Origin of the sequence: Rahnella sp. ChDrAdgB13, from assembly GCF_017655185.1 — a bacterium.
In the GTDB taxonomy this organism is placed as follows: Bacteria; Pseudomonadota; Gammaproteobacteria; order Enterobacterales; family Enterobacteriaceae; genus Rahnella; species Rahnella contaminans.
Window position 1 is genome coordinate 1 of record NZ_JAEMGT010000034.1, and the last position, 24,286, is coordinate 24,286.

The window sequence follows — 24,286 nt, forward strand, 5'->3', positions numbered from 1 at the left end:
AAAAAAAAAAAACCCCGCCAGTGGCGGGTTTTCTTTTGATGCGTAGGCGCTCTGCCATTACATCGACGGCTGAACCAGCATGTTGCCTGCGGAACCGCGATCGGCCAGTTCCAGCGTTCCGCTGCGGTAGGTGAACGGGAAATGGTCATACGAAGGCTGATTAAAAAACACCAGCAATTCCACGTCGCCATCAACCCAGACGGTGTCTTTGAATCCGGCATCTTCCACCAGCGGTGCCGCACCGTTCACGCTTTTCACCAGGAAAGACACGCCTTCGACATGGAAGGTCTGCGGCATATCCGCATGCACGGTCCAGCGTTCCCACGTCCCTTGCTGTGCGGTCAGGTCGAGGCGGTTGATGTCCCACATCGCGCCGTTAATACCCGGCTGGCTGTCGCCAAGACGCAGGTCGCGGCTGCGAACCACATTGCCGGTCATGATTTGATCGGCCAGTAAACGCATCGGCAGATTGTCGGTGACCAGCGGTAAAAGGCCGGTAGGTTTGAGCGTCAGGACGATGGTAGAAACCAGAATGCTCGAGGGCTCAAACAGACCACGCAGTCTGTCCATAACACCCGCCGCATCGCCCGCAGTAATCGAGACTTCTTCGCCCTGCGACATATCCACCAGCACTTCACGGCGCTCACCCGGTCCAAGCGACAGACGTTTCACCGTCAGCGGCGCAGGCAGAAAACCGAGATCGGAAGCCACAACGTGGAACGCACGGTTGTCGGTCATGCTCAGTTCATAACGGCGCGCATTCGACGCATTTAGCAAACGCAAACGTACCCACCCGCGGGACACTTCGACATACGGGCTTTGTACGCCGTTGACCAGCATGGTATCGCCAAAGAATCCACCGGAAGCCGGGGTATCATATTGTGGCACGCCAAAACCATCCAGCCGTTTGTCCTGAATGATCAGCGGGAAATCATCAACGCCGTAATGGTTGGGCAACGGCAGATTTTTACTGACTTCATCCTCAACAATCCACATCCCCGCCAGCCCGTTATAGACGTGCGGCGCCATGCGGTTGGGCGTATTCGCGTGATACCAGCAGGTGGCGGCTGCCTGACGAATGGGCAATACCGGCGACCAGTCAACGCCAGGCTGCATCATGCGCGCCGCGCCGCCGGTCAGCGTTCCCGGCTCCATCAATCCGCTGATGGTCATCGAAACGGGCTCAGCCAGGCGGTTGCTGTAGATAAGTTTTACGTCATCACCGTTATGCACTTTGACTGTCGGGCCAAGATACATGCCATTGATGCCCCACACCGGCGCTTTAGCGCCACCCAGGAATGACCAGTGGGCCGCCTGTAACGTCAGAAACAGCGGTTGCCCGCGGCGGGATTCCAGCAGCGGGGGAACGGGTAATGCCGGTTGCGAACCACTCGCTTCTGCTTTAAATGGCAGAGCACCTGCGGCAAGAGCCACGCCGGAGGCTTGCAGGAACGAGCGACGACTGAGTGACATATCTTCTCCATGAAAACAAAATCAAGAGCTGTGTTAATAACCATCGCCATCAATGGCAACAGAATTTCTGCTCTGACGCCGCCGGGCCGCAGGGATATTAAAAACCTGCAACCCGTCGTCATCAGGGCGTAAATAAAAAACGCTATTATTTTTTTGCTGCGGCTTCGCGCTGTGCGACTTCGGCGTCCAGCTCGGCGATTTTATCCGCCATGATCTGACGGCAGTGTTCGGACAGTTCGCGCAGACGATCTTTGGTGTAACCGGTGGTATCGATAGGTGGCAGCATTTCCACAATCACCAGTCCGTTAGACCAGCGGTTGAGCTTCACCTTGTTGCTGGTGTTCGACACGCAAATCGGCACGATCGGCACACCGGCGGCGATAGCGGCGTGGAATGCCCCTGTTTTAAACGGCATCAGGCCACGACCCCGGCTGCGGGTACCTTCCGGGAACATCCAGATCGACAGATTTTTTTTCTTAATCTGGGTCACCACCTGAGAAATGGTGCCGTGCGCTTTGGCGCGGTTATCACGGTCAATCAGCAGGTTGCCTGTCAGCCAGTAAAGCTGACCAAAGAACGGGATCCAGGCCAGGCTTTTCTTGCCCACAGTCACCGTTCTTGGCATGACAACGGCTGAGGCCGTCACCATGTCGTAATTATTCTGATGGTTGGCAATGTAAATACAGTTGCCGTTATTCACTGCTTCTGCAGGAATACGTTTTTCAACGCGAAGGCCAAATACCGGTGCCAGGCGGCCAAACAGCTTACCGAAAGTCGACACATGTTTCGGGTTACGCGGGCTGAAAAGACAATAAATACAACCAAAAACAGAGACCAGAATCGAGTAAACCACCACGATAATCAGACGCAAAATAAATAACATAACATCCTCTTAAAACTACAGCCGAAGCCGGTAAGAAACCTGTGCAGTTTCGCTCCCTGTGAGGTGAACTATTCTCAAGCCTCCTTCAGCAGGGCACAACGGTTTTATTGATACAAATGTAAAATCTTTGCACTGCACAACAGTCTCAGGCCACTGCATTCCCTTAAAAAGAGTTCAGGGCACAAATGTGCCCTGACTGGATAAGGTCAACAGCCGTTCTATTCTTCGCTGTCACCGCCGGAAGCACGGACAGGCGCGTCGACTTCAACGCGATCAACCCGTTGCAGGCCGCGTGGCAGAAGTGTTCCTTTGCGGCCACGTTCTGCACGGAATTTCTGTAACTCTTCCGGACGGATCACCAGTTTGCGTTTACCAACGTGCAGCGTGATGGACGTTTGCGGTGGCAGAACCAGCAGCCAAGCCAGTTTGTCTTCACCACTCGCCGCCTGTGCCGAAGGAATGGAAACAATTTTGTTACCTTTACCTTTCGACAATTGCGGCAAATCAGCCACCGGGAACAGCAGCATACGGCCTGCGGCGGTGAGCGACAGCAGCATGTCATCGTTACCGTTGATTTCAATTGGCGCGAACGCTTTGGCGTTATCCGGCAAAGTAATCATGGCCTTGCCGGCACGGTTACGCGCCACTAAATCACTGAAGGTACAGACGAAACCGTAACCGGCATCGGAGGCCATCAGCAGTTTCTGATCGTCGGACGCCATCAGAACGTGTTCGATAGTCGCACCCGGCGGTGGCGTGAGTTTACCGGTCAGCGGCTCGCCCTGCCCGCGTGCCGAAGGCAGCGTAGTAGGGTCAAGCGCGTAACTGCGTCCGGTGGAATCCATAAACACCACCGGCTGATTGCTCTTACCTTTCGCTGCGGCGCGGAAGCTGTCACCCGCTTTGTAGCTCAGGCCGGACGCGTCAATATCGTGGCCTTTAGCGCTGCGCACCCAGCCAGATTCGGAAAGTACAATGGTCACCGGCTCAGACGGCACAAAGTCGTGCTCGCTCATGGCTTTCGCTTCTTCACGCTCGGTGATTGGCGAGCGACGTTCGTCACCAAAGGCTTCGGCATCGGCCTGAATTTCTTTGCGGATCAGCGTGCTGAGTTTGCGTTCTGACGCCAGAAGCGCCTGAAGCTGATCGCGCTCTTTCGCCAGTTCATCCTGCTCGCCGCGAATTTTGGTTTCTTCGAGTTTTGCCAAATGGCGTAATTTCAACTCAAGAATAGCTTCTGCCTGAGTATCCGACAGCTCGAAACGCTGCATCAGCACCGGTTTAGGCTCGTCTTCAGTACGGATGATGTGAATAACTTCATCGATATTGAGGAACGCCGTCAGCAAACCTTCGAGGATATGCAGACGTTTCAGCACTTTATCGAGACGGTAATTCAGACGACGGCGTACGGTATCGCGACGATAAACCAGCCATTCGGTCAGAATTTCCAGCAGCCCTTTCACGTGCGGACGGTGATCAAGGCCGATCATGTTCATGTTGATTCGGTAGCTGCGTTCCAGATCGGTGGTCGCAAAAAGGTGATTCATCACCTGATCCAGGTCGATACGGTTAGAACGCGGGACCACCACCAGACGGGTCGGGTTCTCGTGATCGGATTCGTCACGCAGATCTTCGACCATCGGCAGCTTTTTGGCGCGCATCTGGTTAGCGATTTGCTCCAGCACTTTCGCGCCCGAAACCTGATGCGGTAACGCGGTGATCACCGCACTGCCGTCTTCTTTGTGCCAGACCGCACGCATGCGCACCGAGCCTTTGCCCGATTCGTACATTTTGCGGATTTCATTGCGTGGCGTAATGATTTCGGCTTCGGTCGGGAAATCGGGTCCCTGAACGAATTCCAGCAAATCTTCCAGCGAACTGTTCGGTTTTTCCAGCAGCGCAACCGCAGCAGCAGCGATTTCACGGATGTTATGCGGCGGAATATCCGTCGCCATCCCGACCGCAATGCCGGTGGTGCCATTGAGCAGGATATTCGGCAGACGCGCAGGCAGCATTTTCGGCTCCTGCATGGTGCCGTCAAAGTTCGGCACGTAATCGACCGTTCCCTGCCCTAACTCGCGTAACAGAACGTCGGCGTATTTCGACAGCCGCGATTCGGTATAACGCATCGCCGCGAAGGATTTCGGATCATCCGGCGCGCCCCAGTTCCCTTGCCCGTCAACCAGAGGATAACGGTAAGAGAATGGCTGCGCCATCAGCACCATGGCTTCGTAGCAGGCACTGTCGCCGTGAGGATGGTATTTACCCAACACGTCACCGACGGTACGTGCAGATTTTTTGAATTTGGCGTTATTGCTCAGGCCCAGCTCGGACATCGCATAAATAATACGGCGCTGTACCGGCTTCAGCCCGTCGCCGATAAACGGCAGCGCGCGGTCCATGATGACGTACATGGAATAGTTGAGATAGGCGTTCTCGGTAAACGTGTGCAGTGCTAAACGCTCTGTTCCGTCATGAGTCATTTCGCTCATTGATGTTTAATCCTCAGACCCGTGGCGTTATCGTTTTGGAAATTTAGGAAGCTTGCACCCGCTGGCGCACCAAGGCGGCTGCCGCAGGGCAATGATGTTCGCGATAGTACATCATCTGCCGCATGGCTGTCACAGTTGCTGTGTTTGTGCGGGGTTTTTAAGCGATTTTCAGAACGCCAGATGGCAAAATCCAACGTCTTTTCTTGTCATTATTGCATCTGAGTCAATAGTCTTGTGCGCAATATCACATTTTTCCTCCCAGCGGAGTTGGGTACACTACGTGATAACAGCCTGAGAGCCAGAATTCAATTTAAGGAAAAGACCATGAGCAACATCCTGATTATCAATGCAGGCAAGACTTTTGCCCACTCTAAAGGTGCCCTGAACAACAGCCTGACCGACGTCGCCAGCAGTTTCCTGCGTGACGCGGGCCACGACGTGCGCGTGACGGTTCTTGAGGAGGGTTATGACGTACAGACCGAAATCGAAAGTTATCTGTGGGCCGATGCCATCATTTATCAGCAGCCAGGCTGGTGGATGGGCATGCCGTGGACGCTGAAAAAATACGTCGATGAAGTCTTCACCGAAGGTCACGGCAAACTGTACGCCAGCGATGGCCGTACCCGTTCTGATGATTCCAAAAAATACGGTTCCGGTGGCCTGTTGCAGGGCAAAAGCTACATGCTTTCTGTCACCTGGAATGCCCCGCTGGAAGCGTTCGAAGATAAAGAGCAGTTCTTCCACGGCGTTGGCGTTGACGGCGTTTATCTGGCACAGCACAAAGCTAACCAGTTTATTGGCCTCGACACGCTGCCGACCTTTATGTGTAACGACGTGATTAAACAGCCTGACGTGGAAGGGGATTTCGCCCGCTACCGCGCTCACCTTGAAAATGTATTCGGTCAGGCCTAAGGTTGAAGGTCACCCGGGAAAGAGGTTTTTATGATCACTGTTATTGCTGAAATCAAAGTAAAACCAGGCCGTCGCGATTCGGTTATGGAAAAAATTACCGCCCTGCTGCCGGACGTTCTGGCAGAAAAAGGTTGTCACCGTTACGAGCCTTACGTTGATTTCAACGGTCAGATCCCGTGGCGCAAAACGGTTCCTGATTCCATCTTTATGCTGGAAGACTGGGAAAGCCTGGCGCATCTCGAAGCGCATCAGCAGGCTGAACATATGGACAAGCACCGCGAAAACATCAAAGCCGACGTGCTGGATGTGGTGATCCATATTATTGAGAAAGCCTGATTGTCTGACGGGCTTTACTAAAAAAAATGCCGGAGCTGCAAAGCGCCCGGCATTTTTTATGCGGCAATCTGAAGGGTCAGACGTCCAGTTCGGCGGTGTCGCCTTTTTCCTGCAACCAGTTACGGCGATCTTCAGAACGCTTCTTCGCCAGTAACATATCCATCATGCGCAGCGTCTGATCGATATCGTCTTCATCGATGGTCAGCTGCACCAGACGGCGGGTGTTCGGATCCAGCGTGGTTTCGCGTAACTGCAACGGGTTCATTTCACCCAATCCTTTGAATCGCTGTACGTTAGGCTTGCCTTTCTTACGTTTCAGCTGATCCAGCACGCCTTCTTTTTCCTGCTCATCCAGCGCATAGAACACTTCTTTGCCCAGATCGATTCGGTATAAAGGCGGCATCGCCACATACACATGACCGCCGCGCACCAGCGAACGGAAGTGACGGACAAACAGCGCACACAGCAAGGTAGCGATGTGCAAACCGTCGGAGTCCGCATCCGCAAGGATACAGATTTTGCCGTACCGCAACTGGGTCAGATCTTCGCTGTCCGGATCGATACCGATCGCCACGGAAATATCGTGCACTTCCTGAGAGGCCAGCACTTCATCAGAAGAGACTTCCCATGTGTTCAGGATCTTCCCTTTCAGCGGCATGATCGCCTGATATTCGCGGTCACGCGCTTGCTTGGCAGAACCGCCTGCGGAATCCCCTTCCACCAGGAACAGTTCGGTCATGTTCAGATCTTGCGACGTACAGTCCGCCAGTTTGCCCGGCAGCGCCGGGCCGCTGGTCAGTTTCTTACGCACCACTTTTTTGGCGGCACGCAGACGTCGCTGAGCGCTGGAAATACACAACTCGGCCAACTGTTCTGCGGCCTGTACGTTCTGATTCAGCCACAGGCTGAATGCATCTTTCACCACGCCGGAAACAAAAGCGGCGCACTGACGTGAAGACAGGCGTTCTTTGGTCTGGCCGGCGAATTGCGGATCCTGCATTTTCACCGAAAGCACATACGCGCAGCGCTCCCAGATATCTTCGGCCGACAATTTCACACCACGCGGCAGGATATTACGGAATTCGCAGAATTCACGCATGGCATCCAGCAGCCCCTGACGCAGACCGTTAACGTGCGTACCGCCCTGCATGGTCGGGATCAGGTTGACGTAGCTTTCCGTCAGCAGTTCACCACCTTCCGGCAGCCACAGCAGCGCCCAGTCAACCGCTTCGGTGTCACCGGCGAACGTGCCGACGAATGCTTTTTCAGGCAGCGTAATCAGGCCGTTCACCGCTTCCATCAGGTAGTCGGTCAGACCGTCTTCATAACACCAGCGTTGTTCGGTGTTATTCACTTTGTCTTTGAAAATGATTTCAGCGCCAGGGCACAGGACGGCTTTTGCTTTCAGCAAATGGCTGAGGCGGCTGACCGAAAAACGCGGGCTGTCGAAGAAACTGCCGTCAGGCCAGAAATGTACGCTGGTACCCGTAGTGCGTTTACCGCAGGTGCCGGTGACATGTAAATCTTCAACTTTGTCGCCGTTTTCAAACGCCATTTCATACACTTCGCCGCCGCGTTTTACCGCCACCTCGACACGTTTGGATAAGGCATTCACCACCGAAATCCCCACGCCGTGCAGGCCGCCGGAGAACTGGTAGTTTTTATTGGAAAATTTACCGCCTGCGTGCAGACGGCAGAAAATCAGCTCAACGGCAGGCACGCCTTCTTCCGGGTGGATATCTACCGGCATGCCGCGGCCATCATCAATGACTTCGAGAGACTGATCTTCGTGGAGGATCACTTCGATACGCTTTGCGTGACCGGCTAATGCCTCATCGACGCTGTTATCTATGACTTCCTGGCCGAGATGGTTTGGCCGGGTGGTATCGGTATACATGCCCGGACGGCGGCGCACCGGTTCAAGTCCGCTGAGGACCTCTATGGAATCCGCGTTATAAGTTGACTGGCTCATCGTTGATTATTCGTGGCTCATAGGTTTGTGGGCTAACGATACAGTATTTGGGCGGGCGGAAGCACTGGCAGAAAGCAGACGCGAAACATCCGGGGAAAACGTCACCCTGACGATGTTAGTCTGCCGTCAGCTCAAGAAAATCTACAATCGGCGAAAAATAGCGTTCAAAGCCGACAAATGCATGATTTCCTTCAGGTTCGACCGTCTGGCGACAAGCAGTGTAATACGCCACAGCCTGACGGTAATCGAGGATTTCATCGCCCGTTTGTTGCAGTAACCAGAGTAAATCCGGCGACTCCAGCGGTTCAATCTGCATGACTTTCAGATCGTAAACGTGGCGTGACTCTAACACATATTGCTGGCCGGTGTAGGGGTTCTCATTTTGCCCGAGGAAGTCGATCAGCAGTTCATACGGTTTCACGGCGGGGTTAACCACCACCGCGGGCACGGCGAAACATTGCGACAACCAGGTGGCGTAATACCCGCCCAGCGAGGAACCGACAATGCCCAGCTTTTTACCGGCATGACGGATCACTAAGTTTTCTAACTGCTCAGCCGCATCCACCGGATACGGCGGTAATTGCGGAATCACCATATCGATTTCAGGATGGTTCTTCGCCAGCCAGTTTTTGAGCGACGTGGCTTTGGCCGAGTTCGGTGAGCTGTTGAAACCGTGCAGGTAAAGTAAGGTATTCATTCGTACCCGTCCGACTCGGTGTCAGGATGAAACTCGCTGGTTTCCAGACGGAAAACCTGGGTTTCGACACGGCCATCAGGATACAAGTCGAGATAACGCCATCCCGGTGCGACGGTATCAATCGTGAAATTAGTGCAATGCGGTTTGAACTGAACGCAGGTAGACGGCGTGGCGTACAGACGACGTCCGTACCAGTCGAGATCCAGCTCCTGATGAATGTGGCCGCACAAAAGCGTGTTCACTTTCGGGTAATTGACCAGAACATTCGCCAGCATGTGCGCGTTACGCAGGCTGTGCTGATCGAGCCAGGTACAGCCAGAAGGCAGCGGATGGTGATGAAGCATCAGCAGGGTAAAGCGATCGGGATACGCATTCAGGCAACGTTCCATCCATTCCAGCTGATACTCGCTCAACTCTCCGTGCGGCACGCCGAAAACCTGCGTATCGAGCAGGATTATCTGCCAGTCGTCACCGAGGAGGACATGTTTGGAGGGGCTGATCCCGGCTTCCTGCAAGGCATTCACCATTGCAGGCTGGAAATCATGGTTACCGGGCAACCAGACACAGGGTGCCGCCAGTTCGCTGATACCACGGGCAAACTGATGGTAGGCTTCCACCGACTGATCCTGAGCCAGATCACCGGTTGCCGCGATGATATCGACTTCGCGCTGCTGTGCTTTTATAGCGTCCAGCACCGCGCGATAGCTGTTAAACGTATTCACGCCCAGCAATGTCTCATCTTCACCGGCAAAAAGATGGGTATCTGTAATCTGTAGAATTCTGACTTTGGCCCCATTCACCAAAGGCAGTTTAAACAGGCTTTCCAAATCGTTTCCTTTGTTGTTGAAGTCTGTCTAACACACCGGAATTGCCATCGCTCCGTGCGCAAGGCAATAACGCAGCCAGTCCGCCAGGAACTGGTTAATTTGATGCTTTTCATCACGCTGATGCAACTTTTTATTAGGGTAATCATAGCGTGCTTTGAAGCGAAAGATCTGCTGACTCGCACACACTTCGGCCACCATGGCGTCGTGATACAGGCGAACCGTCAGTGAAGGCAGGCTCCAGTAACTGACGGCCGGTGCGGTCTGTTTGATTTCCACCAGCGACGTATAGCGCGTCGATTCGAGGATCGTCAGGCAATATGTGGCGCTACTCACCTGATATGTCACTGTTTCACCGGGCTCATCGGTGCGCGGCATCAAACGGCGCAATTGTGCGAAATTGGTTTCGCACAATCTCATCATTTCAGGGAAATCAGGGGTATAGCGCTTAATCATTCGTTGGCCCACTCTTTTCTCAGGGATTCATGGTGTAGCTGCAGCCATTGCAGGGCAATCACTGACGCCGCATTATCTATCGCTCCCTCTTCCACCCAGCGGTAAGCCTGTTCGCGGCTGACCACATGCACCCGGATGTCTTCATTCTCTGCTTCCAGACCGTGAATTCCTTCTGCCGTTGTCGCATCAACTTCGCCGACCATAATAGAAAGACGCTCGCTGGTTCCGCCCGGGCTGGCCAGGTAATTCAGAGCCGGTTTACAGCGTTTTACCACAATGTTCGCTTCTTCAAGTGCTTCACGGCGGGCGACGTCTTCGACTGTCTCGCCCTCTTCAATGATACCGGCGACCATCTCCAGAAGCCATGGGGTATCACTGGAATCAATACATGGGATGCGGATCTGTTCAATCAGCACGACTTCATCGCGCTGCGGATCATAAGGCAGCAGCACCGCTGCATGGCCCCTTTCGAAAACTTCACGCACAACTTCGCCGCTCATTTCCCCATTAAACAGCCGGTGACGAAACCGATATGCAATAATAGAAAAAAAACCTTTATATCGCGTCTCACGTGCAATAATTTCTACATCATCTTTACCGAAACTAACCGGTGAACTTTTGAATGCACACATGGATTGTTTTCCTCTTCCCTCATAAAGGCAATTTATCGTCCTTTGAGGTCAGTTTGATGAAAATGCGTTAATAATAATCAAGGTTGTTTGTGATAGATTTAGGCACATCCAGCGGGGAAGGCACGTTAAGCCAACCTCCCCGCTAGCCTGACTCTGCTAGAATCCGCGTCTATTGGTTTATTTGACTGCGCCACCATACATAACAACATTGCTGCACAACAAGGAATGCAAATGAAGAAACTGCTCCCCCTTCTCATCGGACTCAGCCTGGGCGGCTTCAGTACGATAAGCCAGGCCGAAAACCTGATGCAGGTCTATCAGCAAGCCAGGACGAGTAACCCGGACCTGCGCAAATCCGCTGCTGACCGGGATGCTGCATTCGAAAAAATCAACGAAAGCCGCAGTCCTTTATTACCGCAACTCGGTTTGGGTGCGGATTATGGTTATACCAATGGCTACCGCGATGCGAATGGCGTTAATAGTGATGTTGGCAGCGCCAGCCTGCAATTAACGCAGACCCTTTTTGATATGTCAAAATGGCGCGCACTGACCTTGCAGGAAAAAACTGCCGGTATTCAGGATGTGTCTTACCAGACTGACCAGCAATCTTTAATCCTGAATTCTGCGACGGCTTATTTCAACGTATTGAGTGCGATCGATTCACTCTCTTATACCGAAGCGCAGAAACAGGCTATTTATCGTCAGCTGGATCAAACCACGCAGCGTTTTAATGTTGGCCTGGTGGCTATCACTGACGTGCAAAACGCCCGTTCACAATACGACACCGTATTGGCTAACGAAGTGACTGCCCGCAATAACCTGGATAACGCACTGGAATCTCTGCGTCAGGTGACCGGCATGTACTATCCGCAACTCTCTTCCCTGAACGTGGATAACTTCAACACCACGCGTCCGCAGCCGGTAGCCACCCTGTTGAAAGAAGCAGAAAGCCGCAACCTGAGCTTGCTGTCTGCACGTCTGTCACAGGATCTGGCTCGTGAGCAAATCCGTTATGCGGAAACCGGCCACATGCCTACGGTTGATCTGACCGCATCTACCGGTATCAGCAATACCAAATACCACGGCGACAAAACTGGCGGTTCTTCCAGCTACCAGGATGCCGATGCAGGGCAGAACAAAATTGGTCTGAGCTTCTCTCTGCCACTGTACAGCGGCGGTTCTGTAACCTCTCAGGTCAAACAAGCTCAGTACAATTTTGTTGGCGCCAGCGAACAACTGGAAAGCGCGCACCGCAGCGTTGTTCAGACCGTACGTTCTTCCTTCAACAACATCTCTGCCTCTATCAGCAGCATCAACGCCTATAAACAAGCCGTTGTTTCTGCTCAGAGTTCTTTAGATGCGATGGAAGCCGGCTATCAGGTGGGGACACGTACTATCGTTGATGTGCTGGATGCGACCACCACGCTGTATAACGCCAAACAACAGCTTTCCAGCGCCCGTTACACGTATCTGATCAACCAGCTGAACATCAAGTCAGCACTGGGTACGCTGAACGAAAGCGATCTGCTGGCACTGAACGGTGCTCTGGGTAAACCTGTGCCAACGGCACCGGATCAGGTTGCACCTGAAACCCCGCAGCAGGACGCCACGGCGGACGGTTATGGCAACAGCACGGCGGCTGCACCGCGTACTGAAAAAGCCAGCGCAACCACCCAAACGCGTACGACGAAGAAAAGCGGCAACCCTTTCCAGAACTAAATCTGGCAGGTTTCTTTTTTCATCGTAAAGACCAGGGCAGCCTGAAAAGGCTGCTTTTTTTTGCCTGTATCACGTCGCTCTGTAAAGTCTCGTAACAATTGCCTGTCGCTGCTTTAACATTAACCAACTTTCCCCTATTCTTAGGCCCTACTGGGAAAGGGCAAAAAAGCCCTACACATGGGATAAGAACGATGAAACGGACACAACACGTTAACCTGGCTACCTTCCGTAAATCATGGCGTAGCTCTCGGATCACACCTGTCGCACTGGCGGTAAGCGCCGTCTTTATGTTGTCTGCCTGTGAGAAAACCGATGAAACGGTTTCCTTGTATCAGAATGCTGACGACTGTACGAAAGCCAATCCGTCCGGCAGCACGCAGTGCGTCGATGCCTACAACGCAGCCAAAACAGAAGCGGCAAAAACGGCACCTAAATACGCCAGCCGTGAAGACTGTATTGCTGAGTTCGGCGAAGGCCAGTGTACTCAGGCTCCCGCGCAGGCTGGTGTCGCTTCAGCCGAAGGCCAGAGCAGTGGCAGCATGTGGATGCCTTTGATGGCAGGTTACATGATGGGCCGGATGATGAGCGGCGGCGCTTACGCGCAGCAGCCTCTTTTCAGCTCTAAAAACCCGGCCAGCCCGGCAAACGGCAAATTCGTCGATGCCACCGGCAAAAACTATGGCCCGGCAACCGCAGGTGGCCGCACCATGAATGTGCCGAGAACCGCCATGGCACCGAAACCGGCAGTCACAAACACTATTACACGCGGTGGCTTCGGCGACAGCGTAGCCAAACAAACCTCAATGCAACGCAGCTCCTCTGCGGCACCTCGCAGCCCTGGCCGCAGCATGGGTGGCTAAGAGATAAAATGAAACGTTTAGCGATTAATGAGCGCCCGGACTGGCGCGAAAAAGCCACGGAGTTTGGCTTCAATTTTCACACCATGTATGGCGAACCCTACTGGTGTGAAGATGCTTATTATCAGTTCACGCTGGCGCAGATTGAAGAGATTGAAGACGCCACTGCCGACATCCATCAGATGTGCTTAAAAGTGGTTGAGCGTGTGGTGAATGACGACAAACTGATGGCGAAATTCCAGATCCCAAAACACGTCTGGGAATTTGTCCGCAGTTCATGGCGCACGCAACAACCTTCGCTGTATTCGCGCCTGGATCTGGCCTATGACGGTGTGAATCCACCCAAGCTGCTGGAAAATAACGCCGATACACCGACCTCTCTCTATGAAGCGGCTTTCTTCCAGTGGCTGTGGCTCGAAGATCAAATCGCTGCGGGTAACTTGCCGCCAGATGCCGATCAGTACAACAGTTTGCAGGAAAAGCTGATCGAGCGTTTCAGCGAACTGAAGAACGAGCACGGTTTTTCGTTACTGCACATCGCCTGCTGTCAGGACACCGAAGAAGATCGCGGCACCGTTCAGTATTTACAGGACTGCGCGCTGGAGGCTGAACTGGCCAGCGAATTCCTGTTTATCGAAGAAATCGGTCTGGGCGAGCGCGGGCAGTTTACCGATACGCAGGATCAGGTGATTTCCAACCTGTTCAAGCTGTATCCGTGGGAATTTATGTTCCGCGAAGTGTTCGCCACCAAGCTGGAAGACGCCGGTGTTCGCTGGCTTGAACCTGCCTGGAAGGCCATTTTGTCGAACAAAGCCCTGCTGCCGTTGCTGTGGGAAATGTTCCCGGATCACCCGAATCTGTTACCGGCGTATTTTGCTGAAGATGCTCACCCGCAACTGGATCACTACGTCGTGAAGCCACTGTTTTCACGCGAAGGCGCTAACATCAAAGTCATCGAGAAAGGCCATGAAGTGGCCAGTGTTGACGGCCCGTATGGTGCAGAAGGCATGATCGTGCAACAGTTCCATCCGTTGCCGGTATTCGAAGGCAGTTACACGCTGATCGGCAGCTGGCTGGTCAACGATCAGCCTTGCGGGATTGGCATCCGCGAAGATAAAGCGCTGATCACGCAGGATCTGTCACGTTTCTATCCACATACCATTGTCGGATAAAACGCGTAAAAAAGGATAATGAAGGAATTCATTATCCTTTTTGTTTTTGAGCGTTATCCCACCTGAACAGAAAGCATGGAAAGCGATCCCATCACGATCCCGTCCGTTGGCAGTGTGATCGGCTCCGACCCCTCCCACGCACCTAAAACATACAGCAATGGCAGATAGTGATCCGGAGACGGATTCGATAACGCGCCGCCTTCATGTTCCATAAACTTCACCAGAGGATGATCTTTCGCCTCGCCCTTCCAGCTCAGGTTATCTTTCACATACTTTTCGAACGCAATCGCCCACGGATACGGCTCGCCGTTGCCGTCCCATTTCACCATCCGCAGGTTATGTACCACGTTACCGCTGGCGACAATCATCACGCCTTCGTCACGCAGCGCGGCCAGCTTTTTGCCCAGTTCATAGTGATATTCCGGCGGCTGCGTGCCATCGACGCTCAGCTGGATCACCGGAATATCGGCGTCCGGATACATCTTGATCAATACGCCCCAGGTGCCGTGGTCAAACCCCCACTCGCTGGTATCGGCCATCACATTTACCGGGCTGAGCAATTCCTGAACCCGTTTCGCCAGCGCCGGTGAACCCGGTGCCGGATAACGTTTATCAAACAGCGCCTGCGGGAAACCACCAAAATCATGGATGGTGCGCGGGTTTTCCATCGCCGTCACCGCCGTGCCGCGGGTAAACCAGTGGGCAGATACGGCCAGGATCGCTTTTGGACGTGGCAAAGATTCGCCCAGCGCATGCCAGGCACGGGTATAAACGTTATCTTCCAGCACATTCATCGGGCTGCCGTGGCCTAAGAAGAGTGCGGGCATACGTTGAGTCGTCATCATTAATTCCTTACCGCAGACTGAAAAAGAGCGGAGCGGCGGAGCGCCTTCCGCGTGATGAAAATACGGTACTCTTTTTCAGTGGCGGTTACAGCCGGATAACCATGAAGGAGATGTTCAATAAATTTGAAGAGGCAAATCAAAGGCAATGAGCGGGAATTTTCGGTTCAGACAAAATGCAGGAATACATAGCAAAAAGGCCGCATAAGCGGCCTTTCTTAATGCGCACAACCGGTTATTCAGCTTGCCTGACGGGTTTGCGCCTGGCGGTAAGCCACCAGATCGGCAATCGTCACCACGGGCATATTGTGCGCGCGGGCAAAGACGATGACTTCCGGCGCATGTGCCATGCTGCCGTCATCGTTGGTCAGTTCACACAGCACGCCGAACGGCTTAAGCCCGGCAAGTGTGGCCAGATCCACTGACGCTTCGGTGTGACCACCGCGGGTCAGCACGCCGCCTGCCTGTGCGCGCAGCGGGAAGATATGCCCCGGGCGGTTCAGGTCAGAAGGTTTCGCTCCGTCTTTGATGGCCGCACGAATGGTGGTAATGCGGTCAGCCGCAGAAACACCGGTCGTCACGCCTTCAACCGCTTCAATTGTCACGGTGAAAGGTGTCTGGAACGGGCTGGAGTTGTTCTCAACCATCATCGGCAAATCGAGCTTTTTACGGCTGTCTTCGTTCATGGTCAGGCAGACGATGCCGCTGCCGTGGCGAATAGTCAGCGCCATTTGTTCAACGGTCATGTTTTCGGCGGCAAAGATTAAATCGCCTTCGTTTTCACGATCTTCGTCATCCAGTACCAACACACCCACGCCATTACGCATCGCGTCGAGAGCACGTTCAACACGTTCAGTGGATGTACCGAATTCGGAAAGTAGGGTCTGATTCATGGTAAAAATAACCTCATGTTCTGTATGTGGATTACCAGAATCAGGGCGTCTTGAGGAGGCTAGCTGAAGCAGCCAGAAGGCGTGCTACAGTTATAAAAAATAACGCAGCGGGCAAAAATTTGCCCGGCTTGAATCGTTACTCTCTCCCATCCGGACTTTAACCGTCGGCCCCGGAATTACACCGGATCTGCTGACCTCTAACCCCGAAGGATTGAGCGCTCGCGGGCTTCCACTTGGAAGGGATTATGATCACCTTCCGGTATTCTGTGGTTTACCGCCGGTGGGGACTTTCACCCCGCCCTGAGAATAAGCAAGGCAACTATAACGCCAATAAATGAGCAGAGCAATCCTGTGGTTTGGCCATTTAGTGCCTCTGAAGGTTTATAGAAACAGCTTCAGCGATTACACTAAAGAAAAGCACCGCCTTCGAGAAAAGGAAATAACATGATTGACCCGAAAAAAATTGAACAAATTGCCCGCCAGGTTCACGAATCGATGCCGAAAGGGATCCGTGAGTTTGGTGAAGATGCCGAGAAGAAAATCCGTCAGGTATTGCAGGCGCAGTTCAGCCGTATGGATTTAGTCAATCGCGAAGAGTTTGACGTGCAGACCCAGGTTTTGCTGCGTACCCGCGAAAAACTGGCCGTGCTGGAACAACGTCTGGCCGCGCTGGAAGGCAAACTGAACGAAGCGGAAAAACCGCAAAATCCTGCCTGAATTTCCGCAACCATAAGTCCGCCGGAAACAGAAAAGGCCTGCTGCGCAGGCCTTTTTCATCTATTTTGCTCAGGCTTTATTGCGGACGAAGCACCGTTTTTACCCGTGGCAGCAATCCCCATAGCGCCGCGAACACCACCAGCGCATACAGCGATTTCCAGCCAACCATCGCCAGCAGCCCGCAGCACAAAATCGCCCCGAGCGTTGCCATCCATTTTGACCGGCCCGTCAGGATTTTTGCTCCGGAAATCATGCACAACAGATAGATCAGAATGAAAATCCCGTTGGCGTAGGTAATCAGCGCCCCGAGCGGCAAATGCAGCCAGTAAATCAGTAACGTGAACAACATACAGCAGCCCACCACCAGATTAAGCGCCGCTACCGGCACCTGCTGGGCAGAAAGTTGTGCCAGTTTGCTTTCAGGTTTCAGCTGAGCCTGCGACCACACCAGCCGGGCGAAGCTTTGCGTGTAAATATTCACGCTGGCAAAGCAGGCCAGATAACCAATAATGCAGGCCACCCAAAGCGCTTTTTGCCCGAAAAGCTGTACCACAATCCCCGGTAATGACGCGCCCGCTTCCCGCCCTTCGCCCCACGCATGGAATTTCAATACCGCGACCGTACAGCCCCAGTACACGGCGCCAGCTACCAGCATGCCGATCAGCAGCGCGCGCGGAAAATCACGTTCCGGATGACGAAATTCTGTCGCCAGATGCGCAAACGCCTCCAGCCCGACAAAGCACCAGAACATCACGGCCAGCGCATCAAAAAGACTGGAGGGCGAAACATCACGTACCGCAGGCAGCGGGATTTCCGGCAACGTGATATCTCCTTTCCACCAGATTGCCACGACCAGGGCGACGACCAAAAGCGCGATCAGCGTCTGGATATTCGCACTGGATCCTGCGCTGCGTGTGCCCAAAAACCAGATAACGAGCAGCGTTCCCAGCTGAACCAGCAGCAGATTTTCGCTGCTCCAGCCAAAAGCCGCCTGCCAGAAACCGGCAGCAATATGCAGCGCGGCGGGCAATCCGACCGGAATAACGGACAAAAACAGCCAGCCTGTCACGCGCGCCATGTGCGGCCCGAACGCTTTTCCCACGAAATGCGCGGCACCGCCTGCACTCGGGAAATGCCGGCCCAGCGCGGCAAAGCCAATCGCAATCGGGAACACCAGCAGGATCAGCACCGGCCATGCCCACAGACTGTCGTTTTGCGCCAGCTGTGCGGCAAGCGCAGGCACCGCGAAAACGCCGGTTCCCAATAATGAAGTGGAGAGCAGTCCGACGCCCTGCGCCAGACTTAATTCCTGTTTTAATCCGCTCACAACAGAGTCACTTCCGTTTGGTTTTTTTGAGTGAAAAATCAAAAAGAAAAGGGCTTATCAGATAAGCCCTTCGGTGCGAACATCAGAAATTCAACCGCAGAAAATCAGTCCTGCGCTTTGATCTGATTGATGATTTTGGTGGTAGATAAACCATCTTCAAAATTCAGCACGCGCACTTCGCCGCCGTTCGCCCAGACTTCAACACTACCGGCAATTTGCTCCGGTTTGTAGTCGCCGCCTTTCACCAGCAGATCCGGTAAGATCCCGGCGATCAGACGCTGTGGCGTATCTTCTTCAAACGACACAACCCAGTCAACCGCGCCGAGCGCACCCAGCACGATCATACGATTTTGCAACGTATTCACCGGACGGGTTTCGCCTTTCAAACGTTTTGTAGAAGCATCGCTGTTCACCGCGACAATCAGACGATCGCCGAGCTTACGGGCATTCGCCAGATAAGACACATGGCCTGCATGCAGGATGTCAAAAATGCCGTTGGTCATGACGACTTTCTCGCCACGCTGACGCGCCATTGCGACCGCGGCTTTCAGCTGTTCTTCAGTCATCACGCCGAAGCCCACGTCTGAACGCCCGCCGATGGCATTTTCCAGCTCGACCGGAGAAACGGTCGATGTCCCGAGTTTCCCGACCACAACACCCGCCGCAGCGTTTGCCAGGAAGCACGATTCTTCCAGCGTATTCCCGGCCGCCAGCGCCGCAGCCAGCGTACCGATCACCGTGTCACCGGCACCGGTCACGTCATACACTTCCTGCGCCTGCGTTGGCATATGGAAAGGGGCTTTGCCCGGCTGCAACAAGGTCATACCGTTTTCTGAACGGGTCACCAGCAGCGCAGAAAGCTCGAAGTTTTCAATCAGCTGCATGCCACGAACCACAATTTCGTCTTCGTTTTTACAACAGCCCACCACCGCTTCAAACTCGGAAAGATTCGGTGTCAGCAACGTCGCGCCACGGTAGCGTTCAAAGTCAGAACCTTTAGGATCCACCAGCACCGGCACACCGGCTTTTCTCGCCAGCTGTATCATCTTCTGCACTTCGGTCAGCGCACCTTTAGCGTAATCCGACAGCACCAGCGCACCGCTTTGCGGCAACGCCTGTTCAATTTTGGTCAGCATCGGTTGCAGATCAACGCCTTCAAAACCCTCTTCAAAGTCGAGTCGAATCAGCTGCTGGTTTCGGGAAAGAATACGCAGTTTGGTGATGGTCGGGTGAGAAGGCAGCGCCACGAAATCGCAGTTTACCTTCACTTCCGCCAGACGCTCGCTCAGCGCGCGCGCCGCATCGTCCACACCGGTCAGACCGATCAGACGGGAAGAGGCACCGAGGGACGAAATGTTCATCGCCACGTTAGCCGCGCCGCCAGGGCGTTCTTCGATGGTATTCACCTTCACGACCGGTACCGGAGCTTCCGGTGAAATACGGTTGGTCGGGCCATACCAGTAGCGGTCTAACATTACGTCACCGACCACCAGCACACCCGCGCGGTGAAAATCAGGCAAAGTCACTTTCATCCCAAGACTCCAAAACAGGCAAAACTCAACATAGAAATAGTGCGCCGGATAATATCACAAGCGCCTGTCCCTCGAATAAAAAACCCTCAGCCCAGCCATTTTTCCCAGCTGATGCGGATTTGCGCACGTTCACCGGCAAAACTGTCAGCGGCAACTTTTCCGCTGTGCTCCTGTAACGCCAGATGATGAATTTCATCGCGCAGCGTCACGTAAGCATGGGTCAGATTACGGGCCTCGTCTTCCGGCATGATGTCGTATTGCGCCATCAGCTCAAAAATCCTGACGTTATCAGACCAGCGCGTCAGCTTTGGCTGATCGTGGGCGAAACGTAAGACCAGATATTGTGCAATGAATTCAATATCCGTGATGCCGCCGGGATCGGCTTTCAGATCAAACTCACCGGCTTTTTTACTGCCGAGATGCTGGTACATTTTCTCACGCATTTCGCGGACTTCTTTGCGCAACTCCGCATCGTCGCGCTGACGGCAGAGTATTCCACGCCGTGTGGCATCAAACTGCTGCGTGAGAATCGGGTCGCCGTAAACGACGCGCGCGCGCACCAGCGCCTGATGTTCCCACGTCCAGGCTTCGTTGGCCTGATAATCGGCAAACGCTTCGATGGTGCTGACCAGCATGCCGGAAGCGCCGGAAGGCCGCAGACGCGGATCCACTTCATACAAAATGCCCGACGACGTCCGCGTGCTGAAGAGGTGCATAATTCGCTGTGCCAGACGCAGATAGAACTGACGCCCGTCGATCACGCGTTCGCCGTCAGTCATCACCTCCGGCGCGCAATCAAGCAGGAAAACCAGATCCAGATCTGAACTGTAACCCAGTTCCCACCCGCCTAATTTCCCATAACCGATAACTGCAAAACCCCGCCCTTCACGGTGCTGAAGGTGCGCTGGCTGACCGTATTTTACGACCATCTGATCCCACGCCTGCTGCACAACGACTTCAAGAATCGCTTCGGCCAGATAGGTTAAATGGTCGCTGACTTTCATGACCGGCAGCGCACCGGAAATATCTCCGGCGGCAATGCGCAGATGCTGCGCCTGCTTGAACTGGCGCACGGCTTCCAGCTGCTGCTCTTCATCTTCCGTCGGCACGCGCATCAGATACTGGCGCAGTTCATCACGGTAAGCGCCCAGCTCAATCGGCTGATAAAGGGTGCGCGGGTCGAGCAGTTCGTCGAGCAACAAAGGATGACGTGCCAACTGATTCGCGACCATCGGCGAGGCCGCGCACAGGCGAATCAGTTGCTTGAGCGCGCCGGGATATTCGACCAGCAGCTCAATGTAGGTCGTGCGGGTGACGATGTTGAGCAGCAACTGCATCAGGCGTTGCAACGTGACGTCCGCATTTTTATAGGTGCAAACCTGCGCAAGCAAACGCGGCATCAGCAAATCCAGCTGATCGCGACCACGCGGCCCAATGGTGCGTTTATCCACATCACGGCGGAATTCCGCAATCTGTTGCAGAATATGGCGCAGGGCGTTTTCCTCAAGCTGAGGCACCAGCGGCGCAAGTTCGGAAGGCTCAAGCGCATCAATCCATAAACTGCTGAACTGCGCCTGCTGCTGGTCATCTTCCGCGTCCGGCGTGTCATCACCAATCAGATCGTTAAACACCACACGCACGGCCTGCATGTGAGCATTTACTGCATCCAGAAGCTGCGGCCAGTCGGCGTAATCCATGCCCCACGCCAGACGCGCCTGATTGAGTTCATCGGAAGGTAAGGTCTGTGTTTGTTCATCGGCTATCGCCTGCAAGAGATTTTCCAGACGACGCAGGAACAGATAACTGGTGCGCAGTTGCAAAACCTGTTCAACCGGCAATAAGCCCAGATTTTCCAGCGCCTGCAACGTCGGTAAAAGTGCCCGTTGCTGCAATGCCGGTTCACGGCCACCGCGGATCAGCTGGAAGACCTGCACGATAAATTCAATTTCGCGGATACCGCCTGCGCCAAGTTTGATGTTGTCTTTCAGACCCCGGCGGCGGACTTCGCGGGCGATCATTCCTTTCATATTACGTAATGACTGGATCACGCTGAAATCGATGTAACGGCGGAACACAAATGGCATCAGCATTTTGCGCAGTTCCTGACTGCTGGCGTCATCCGCACCGCCCATCAGGCGCGCTTTCACCATCGCGTAGCGTTCCCAGTCACGCCCCTGCTCCTGATAATAATCTTCGAGCGCCGGGAAGCTCATCACCAGCGGCCCGCTGTCGCCAAACGGACGCAGACGCATATCGACACGGTAAACAAAACCGTCGATGGTCGGCTGATCCAGCGCTTTGATCAGCCGCTGTCCCAGGCGGGTGAAGAATTGGGCATTATCCAGTTCGCGGCGTCCGCCCCGGGTCTGACCGTTTTCCGGATAGGCAAAAATCAGGTCGATATCGGATGAAAAATTCAGTTCGCCGCCGCCGAGTTTTCCCATCCCCAGGATTAGCATTCTTTGCGGATCGCCCGCCGCGTTGACCGGCGTACCAAACTCACGACAGCAGGCGTCGTACAGCCAGTCGCGGGCGCTGACGATCAGCAATTCCGCCAGTTCACTCAGCTGATGCAGCGTATCTTTTGTTTCGCTTGTTTGTGCCGCTTGCGACCAGGCGATGCGGGTCAGAATACGGCGGCGGAACAGACGCAGCGCTTTCATCAACCCGTTTTCGTCCGTCACACCGGTCAGTGTTCCTTCCAGCCACGGACGATAAAGCTGCCACTCCTGAGACTGAGGGGGGTTCTCATTGATTTCATGCCACCACTGTGGAAACGCCAGCAAACTGTCCGTGACGAATTCACTGCTGGTTAACACGGCCAGCTGTTGATCATCGGGGAGCGGGAGGTTTTCAGGATGTTCACGCCAGCGCTCTAGCAGACTCTGCGCATGGCTTTGCAAAACAGATGAAAGTGGCAACATGAAGTCAGATTCCTTGCAAAAAAAAGCCCGGGCAATTAGCCCAGGCTTATCAGTCAATTAACGAGGTTGTCCGTTTAACCAGAACGCATCCATCATCACTGCATGGGAACGGGCTGAATCTTCCCAGGCATGCTGCTGCTGAACGATGGCCTGCTGCAGGTCCGCCCAGCCAGCAATGTAGGCAGCGACATCTTTTTCAGGATAAGCCCCGCCCAGCAAATGGAAGGTAATAATCTGACGTTTCAGACGCGCCAGCTGATCGCGATACCCTTCTTCGGTCAGCGGCTGCGCGAACGCCTCTTTCAGATCTGCGGCGGTACGGCCCAGCATAATATCTGCGAAACGCTTGAAGGAGCCTTCCAGTTTTTTCGCTGATTTATCATCGATGAATGGTGTCCAGCCTGAAGTGGCCAGCCAGGAAGTGAGCACTAACTTGCATTTCAGGTAGCTGGCACTGTAACAAATTTCCTGCGCATCAGCAGATTTCTGTTCCAGAACAGGCACCAGATCGGTCAGCAACGTACGCAATTCCGATGACGCTTTACGCGGTACCAGTCCGCCAAACAGCACCAGAATCTGACGCACGGTTTCGACGGCCTGCAGAACGGTCAGACGCGCGGTTTTGTCGCCACGAACCCACAATTCTTCATGATATTGCCAGTGATCCAGCGCCAGTTCGAACATGGCGGACATTGCCTGTTCCACCGTCGCTTTCGGCTGAGCTTTAAACACCGGCAACGGTTTGATCTCACGCGCAGGATTGCCCTTCGCCAGATGATAACCGCGAGCCGCTTTGCTGAAACCGCCCTGACGTAAACCGCCGTGCGCCCCTATTTCTGCCGCCAGTTTCAGTAAATCCCCGGTATTACCTTTTTTCAGCTCAAGCTCAATTTCGGCCAGCGCCTCAGACAACTCACCGGCGATCACTACACCCTGATCCAGGCCCAGCTCAATCTCACTTTCGCCGTAAGTGATCACCCACTTCTCGCGGGTGAAATCGGTGCGGAACACCGGTGTCAGTTCTTTTTGCAGCGCAGCAGGCTTACACCCTTCCGGCCAGATATCTTTCGGAAACGCGCTGAGTTTCAGCACCGGCTTTTTAAGCTCAACATTATATTCCGGGCGCTGATGCAGGCCGCCCACCACTTTTCCGCCGGTTTTGATGGTCATTTCATACTGATCGTCAAAGCCACGGATACGCAGACCAATATCATGCGAACGTAAATAGTTATCCGCGGTCTCAAAATAGATGTTGGTCAGTTTCGATGGCGCGGTGTGCTCAGCGTTGAAAACCGCGAGCTGCGAAGGAAGTTCGGCGATTGCGGCCGGGGTGGCGATAAATTTTAATTCTATTTCTACGGTCATAGGAGTCTTCACACCGATTCTTTGCTGCCAATAAGGGATTAACGCGTCGCTCCAATTCTACCATAAGCACAGCGCGCAAGCCGCATGTTGCGGGATTGTAAGATAGTTCTCATTCCGGTTTATACATTGCGTCGTCACACTGTTGCCCTTAATATCGGTTTCCAAAGTTTCGCAATAACCAAACTTTTATTGCACTGACCGAATAATTTGCCGCAATGGCCTGAAAATGGCGGTTGCCAGAAGACGTATCCCGATAAAACG

General features: G+C 53.9%; 20 protein-coding genes and 1 riboswitch. Of the genes, 6 read left to right on the top strand and 14 right to left on the bottom strand.

Going from position 1 to position 24,286, the window contains the following annotated elements; translation table 11 throughout:
• Nucleotides 1–57 precede the first annotated feature (57 nt).
• From ftsP to parC, 3 genes are all read right to left on the bottom strand, one after another.
• The gene (ftsP, locus tag J8X26_RS11715) at nucleotides 58–1,473 is read right to left on the bottom strand and encodes a cell division protein FtsP (protein ID WP_152324043.1); all 1,416 of its coding nucleotides are present in this window, start codon (nucleotides 1,471–1,473) and stop codon (nucleotides 58–60) included.
• Between the two features lie 145 nt (nucleotides 1,474–1,618).
• On the bottom strand, nucleotides 1,619–2,356 hold the full coding sequence (locus tag J8X26_RS11720; protein WP_165061495.1) for a 1-acylglycerol-3-phosphate O-acyltransferase: 738 nt from the start codon (nucleotides 2,354–2,356) through the stop codon (nucleotides 1,619–1,621).
• Between the two features lie 218 nt (nucleotides 2,357–2,574).
• Nucleotides 2,575–4,848: a DNA topoisomerase IV subunit A gene (gene parC, locus J8X26_RS11725; RefSeq protein WP_208950962.1), complete on the bottom strand. Its 2,274-nt coding sequence runs from the start codon at nucleotides 4,846–4,848 to the stop codon at nucleotides 2,575–2,577.
• 324 nt (nucleotides 4,849–5,172) lie between these two features.
• Here parC and J8X26_RS11730 point away from each other — a divergent pair, with 324 nt between their 5' ends.
• Both J8X26_RS11730 and J8X26_RS11735 read left to right on the top strand, forming a co-directional pair.
• Entirely contained in the window at nucleotides 5,173–5,760 is a 588-nt protein-coding gene (locus J8X26_RS11730; protein ID WP_152324046.1) for an NAD(P)H-dependent oxidoreductase, read from the top strand.
• A gap of 30 nt (nucleotides 5,761–5,790) precedes the next feature.
• On the top strand, nucleotides 5,791–6,096 hold the full coding sequence (locus J8X26_RS11735; RefSeq protein WP_152324047.1) for a putative quinol monooxygenase: 306 nt from the start codon (nucleotides 5,791–5,793) through the stop codon (nucleotides 6,094–6,096).
• Between the two features lie 76 nt (nucleotides 6,097–6,172).
• On the opposite strand, the gene parE is transcribed toward J8X26_RS11735, so the two are convergent.
• The 5 genes from parE to nudF all read right to left on the bottom strand — a co-directional run bounded on the left by parE (nucleotide 6,173) and on the right by nudF (nucleotide 10,677).
• The gene (gene parE, locus J8X26_RS11740; protein WP_152324048.1) at nucleotides 6,173–8,068 is read right to left on the bottom strand and encodes a DNA topoisomerase IV subunit B; all 1,896 of its coding nucleotides are present in this window, start codon (nucleotides 8,066–8,068) and stop codon (nucleotides 6,173–6,175) included.
• Nucleotides 8,069–8,183: 115 nt separating this feature from the next.
• Nucleotides 8,184–8,765, bottom strand: coding sequence for an esterase YqiA (gene yqiA, locus J8X26_RS11745; protein WP_152324049.1), 582 nt, complete (start codon nucleotides 8,763–8,765; stop codon nucleotides 8,184–8,186).
• Nucleotides 8,762–9,592 carry a 3',5'-cyclic-AMP phosphodiesterase gene (gene cpdA / locus J8X26_RS11750; protein WP_165061493.1) on the bottom strand — a complete coding sequence of 277 codons (831 nt, stop codon included), beginning with the start codon at nucleotides 9,590–9,592 and terminating at the stop codon, nucleotides 8,762–8,764. Before cpdA ends, yqiA begins: the two co-directional genes overlap by 4 nt.
• A gap of 27 nt (nucleotides 9,593–9,619) precedes the next feature.
• Nucleotides 9,620–10,045 (bottom strand): DUF1249 family protein, encoded by a 426-nt coding sequence (locus J8X26_RS11755; RefSeq protein ID WP_095923552.1) that lies wholly within the window; start codon nucleotides 10,043–10,045, stop codon nucleotides 9,620–9,622.
• The gene (gene nudF / locus J8X26_RS11760; RefSeq protein WP_152324051.1) at nucleotides 10,042–10,677 is read right to left on the bottom strand and encodes an ADP-ribose diphosphatase; all 636 of its coding nucleotides are present in this window, start codon (nucleotides 10,675–10,677) and stop codon (nucleotides 10,042–10,044) included. Before nudF ends, J8X26_RS11755 begins: the two co-directional genes overlap by 4 nt.
• Nucleotides 10,678–10,908: 231 nt before the next feature.
• Between nudF and tolC the strand changes: the two genes are divergently transcribed.
• The 3 genes from tolC to J8X26_RS11775 all read left to right on the top strand — a co-directional run bounded on the left by tolC (nucleotide 10,909) and on the right by J8X26_RS11775 (nucleotide 14,425).
• Nucleotides 10,909–12,396: an outer membrane channel protein TolC gene (tolC, locus tag J8X26_RS11765; RefSeq protein ID WP_165061491.1), complete on the top strand. Its 1,488-nt coding sequence runs from the start codon at nucleotides 10,909–10,911 to the stop codon at nucleotides 12,394–12,396.
• A 191-nt stretch (nucleotides 12,397–12,587) separates the two neighbouring features.
• Complete coding sequence (locus J8X26_RS11770; RefSeq protein ID WP_208950963.1) at nucleotides 12,588–13,256, top strand: DUF1190 family protein; 669 nt, start codon at nucleotides 12,588–12,590, stop codon at nucleotides 13,254–13,256.
• Between the two features lie 8 nt (nucleotides 13,257–13,264).
• Nucleotides 13,265–14,425, top strand: a complete 1,161-nt coding sequence (locus J8X26_RS11775) for a glutathionylspermidine synthase family protein (RefSeq protein ID WP_152324054.1) — start codon at nucleotides 13,265–13,267, stop codon at nucleotides 14,423–14,425.
• Nucleotides 14,426–14,478: 53 nt separating this feature from the next.
• Here J8X26_RS11775 and ygiD read toward each other — a convergent pair whose 3' ends face one another.
• Nucleotides 14,479–15,267: a 4,5-DOPA dioxygenase extradiol gene (ygiD, locus tag J8X26_RS11780; RefSeq protein WP_152324076.1), complete on the bottom strand. Its 789-nt coding sequence runs from the start codon at nucleotides 15,265–15,267 to the stop codon at nucleotides 14,479–14,481.
• Between the two features lie 239 nt (nucleotides 15,268–15,506).
• A complete protein-coding gene (gene ribB / locus J8X26_RS11785) occupies nucleotides 15,507–16,160 on the bottom strand; it encodes a 3,4-dihydroxy-2-butanone-4-phosphate synthase (RefSeq protein ID WP_152324055.1) in 654 nt (217 codons plus the stop codon).
• Nucleotides 16,161–16,294: 134 nt separating this feature from the next.
• Nucleotides 16,295–16,472, bottom strand: a riboswitch (FMN riboswitch).
• Between the two features lie 132 nt (nucleotides 16,473–16,604).
• Here ribB and J8X26_RS11790 point away from each other — a divergent pair.
• A complete protein-coding gene (locus J8X26_RS11790; protein ID WP_152324056.1) occupies nucleotides 16,605–16,877 on the top strand; it encodes an accessory factor UbiK family protein in 273 nt (90 codons plus the stop codon).
• A 76-nt stretch (nucleotides 16,878–16,953) separates the two neighbouring features.
• On the opposite strand, the gene yjeH is transcribed toward J8X26_RS11790, so the two are convergent.
• The 4 genes from yjeH to J8X26_RS11810 all read right to left on the bottom strand — a co-directional run bounded on the left by yjeH (nucleotide 16,954) and on the right by J8X26_RS11810 (nucleotide 24,025).
• Nucleotides 16,954–18,204, bottom strand: coding sequence for an L-methionine/branched-chain amino acid transporter (yjeH, locus tag J8X26_RS11795; RefSeq protein WP_152324057.1), 1,251 nt, complete (start codon nucleotides 18,202–18,204; stop codon nucleotides 16,954–16,956).
• A 104-nt stretch (nucleotides 18,205–18,308) separates the two neighbouring features.
• Nucleotides 18,309–19,736, bottom strand: coding sequence for a bifunctional D-glycero-beta-D-manno-heptose-7-phosphate kinase/D-glycero-beta-D-manno-heptose 1-phosphate adenylyltransferase HldE (gene hldE, locus J8X26_RS11800; RefSeq protein ID WP_152324058.1), 1,428 nt, complete (start codon nucleotides 19,734–19,736; stop codon nucleotides 18,309–18,311).
• Between the two features lie 86 nt (nucleotides 19,737–19,822).
• Nucleotides 19,823–22,660, bottom strand: a complete 2,838-nt coding sequence (gene glnE, locus J8X26_RS11805; protein ID WP_208950964.1) for a bifunctional [glutamate--ammonia ligase]-adenylyl-L-tyrosine phosphorylase/[glutamate--ammonia-ligase] adenylyltransferase — start codon at nucleotides 22,658–22,660, stop codon at nucleotides 19,823–19,825.
• 57 nt (nucleotides 22,661–22,717) lie between these two features.
• On the bottom strand, nucleotides 22,718–24,025 hold the full coding sequence (locus tag J8X26_RS11810) for an inorganic triphosphatase (RefSeq protein WP_208950965.1): 1,308 nt from the start codon (nucleotides 24,023–24,025) through the stop codon (nucleotides 22,718–22,720).
• Nucleotides 24,026–24,286 lie beyond the last annotated feature (261 nt).

What these genes read in the sequence shown, in the direction of transcription:
- ygiD (WP_152324076.1), bottom strand. Translation starts at nt 15,267, where the DNA reads ATGACGACTCAACGTATGCCCGCACTCTTCTTAGGCCACGGCAGCCCG.
- hldE (WP_152324058.1), bottom strand. Translation starts at nt 19,736, where the DNA reads ATGAAAGTGACTTTGCCTGATTTTCACCGCGCGGGTGTGCTGGTGGTC.
- J8X26_RS11810 (WP_208950965.1), bottom strand. Translation starts at nt 24,025, where the DNA reads ATGACCGTAGAAATAGAATTAAAATTTATCGCCACCCCGGCCGCAATC.
- yqiA (WP_152324049.1), bottom strand. Translation starts at nt 8,765, where the DNA reads ATGAATACCTTACTTTACCTGCACGGTTTCAACAGCTCACCGAACTCG.
- tolC (WP_165061491.1), top strand. Translation starts at nt 10,909, where the DNA reads ATGAAGAAACTGCTCCCCCTTCTCATCGGACTCAGCCTGGGCGGCTTC.
- ftsP (WP_152324043.1), bottom strand. Translation starts at nt 1,473, where the DNA reads ATGTCACTCAGTCGTCGCTCGTTCCTGCAAGCCTCCGGCGTGGCTCTT.
- J8X26_RS11720 (WP_165061495.1), bottom strand. Translation starts at nt 2,356, where the DNA reads ATGTTATTTATTTTGCGTCTGATTATCGTGGTGGTTTACTCGATTCTG.
- J8X26_RS11790 (WP_152324056.1), top strand. Translation starts at nt 16,605, where the DNA reads ATGATTGACCCGAAAAAAATTGAACAAATTGCCCGCCAGGTTCACGAA.
- ribB (WP_152324055.1), bottom strand. Translation starts at nt 16,160, where the DNA reads ATGAATCAGACCCTACTTTCCGAATTCGGTACATCCACTGAACGTGTT.
- glnE (WP_208950964.1), bottom strand. Translation starts at nt 22,660, where the DNA reads ATGTTGCCACTTTCATCTGTTTTGCAAAGCCATGCGCAGAGTCTGCTA.
- J8X26_RS11770 (WP_208950963.1), top strand. Translation starts at nt 12,588, where the DNA reads ATGAAACGGACACAACACGTTAACCTGGCTACCTTCCGTAAATCATGG.
- nudF (WP_152324051.1), bottom strand. Translation starts at nt 10,677, where the DNA reads ATGTGTGCATTCAAAAGTTCACCGGTTAGTTTCGGTAAAGATGATGTA.
- J8X26_RS11735 (WP_152324047.1), top strand. Translation starts at nt 5,791, where the DNA reads ATGATCACTGTTATTGCTGAAATCAAAGTAAAACCAGGCCGTCGCGAT.
- parC (WP_208950962.1), bottom strand. Translation starts at nt 4,848, where the DNA reads ATGAGCGAAATGACTCATGACGGAACAGAGCGTTTAGCACTGCACACG.
- J8X26_RS11730 (WP_152324046.1), top strand. Translation starts at nt 5,173, where the DNA reads ATGAGCAACATCCTGATTATCAATGCAGGCAAGACTTTTGCCCACTCT.
- J8X26_RS11755 (WP_095923552.1), bottom strand. Translation starts at nt 10,045, where the DNA reads ATGATTAAGCGCTATACCCCTGATTTCCCTGAAATGATGAGATTGTGC.
- parE (WP_152324048.1), bottom strand. Translation starts at nt 8,068, where the DNA reads ATGAGCCAGTCAACTTATAACGCGGATTCCATAGAGGTCCTCAGCGGA.
- J8X26_RS11775 (WP_152324054.1), top strand. Translation starts at nt 13,265, where the DNA reads ATGAAACGTTTAGCGATTAATGAGCGCCCGGACTGGCGCGAAAAAGCC.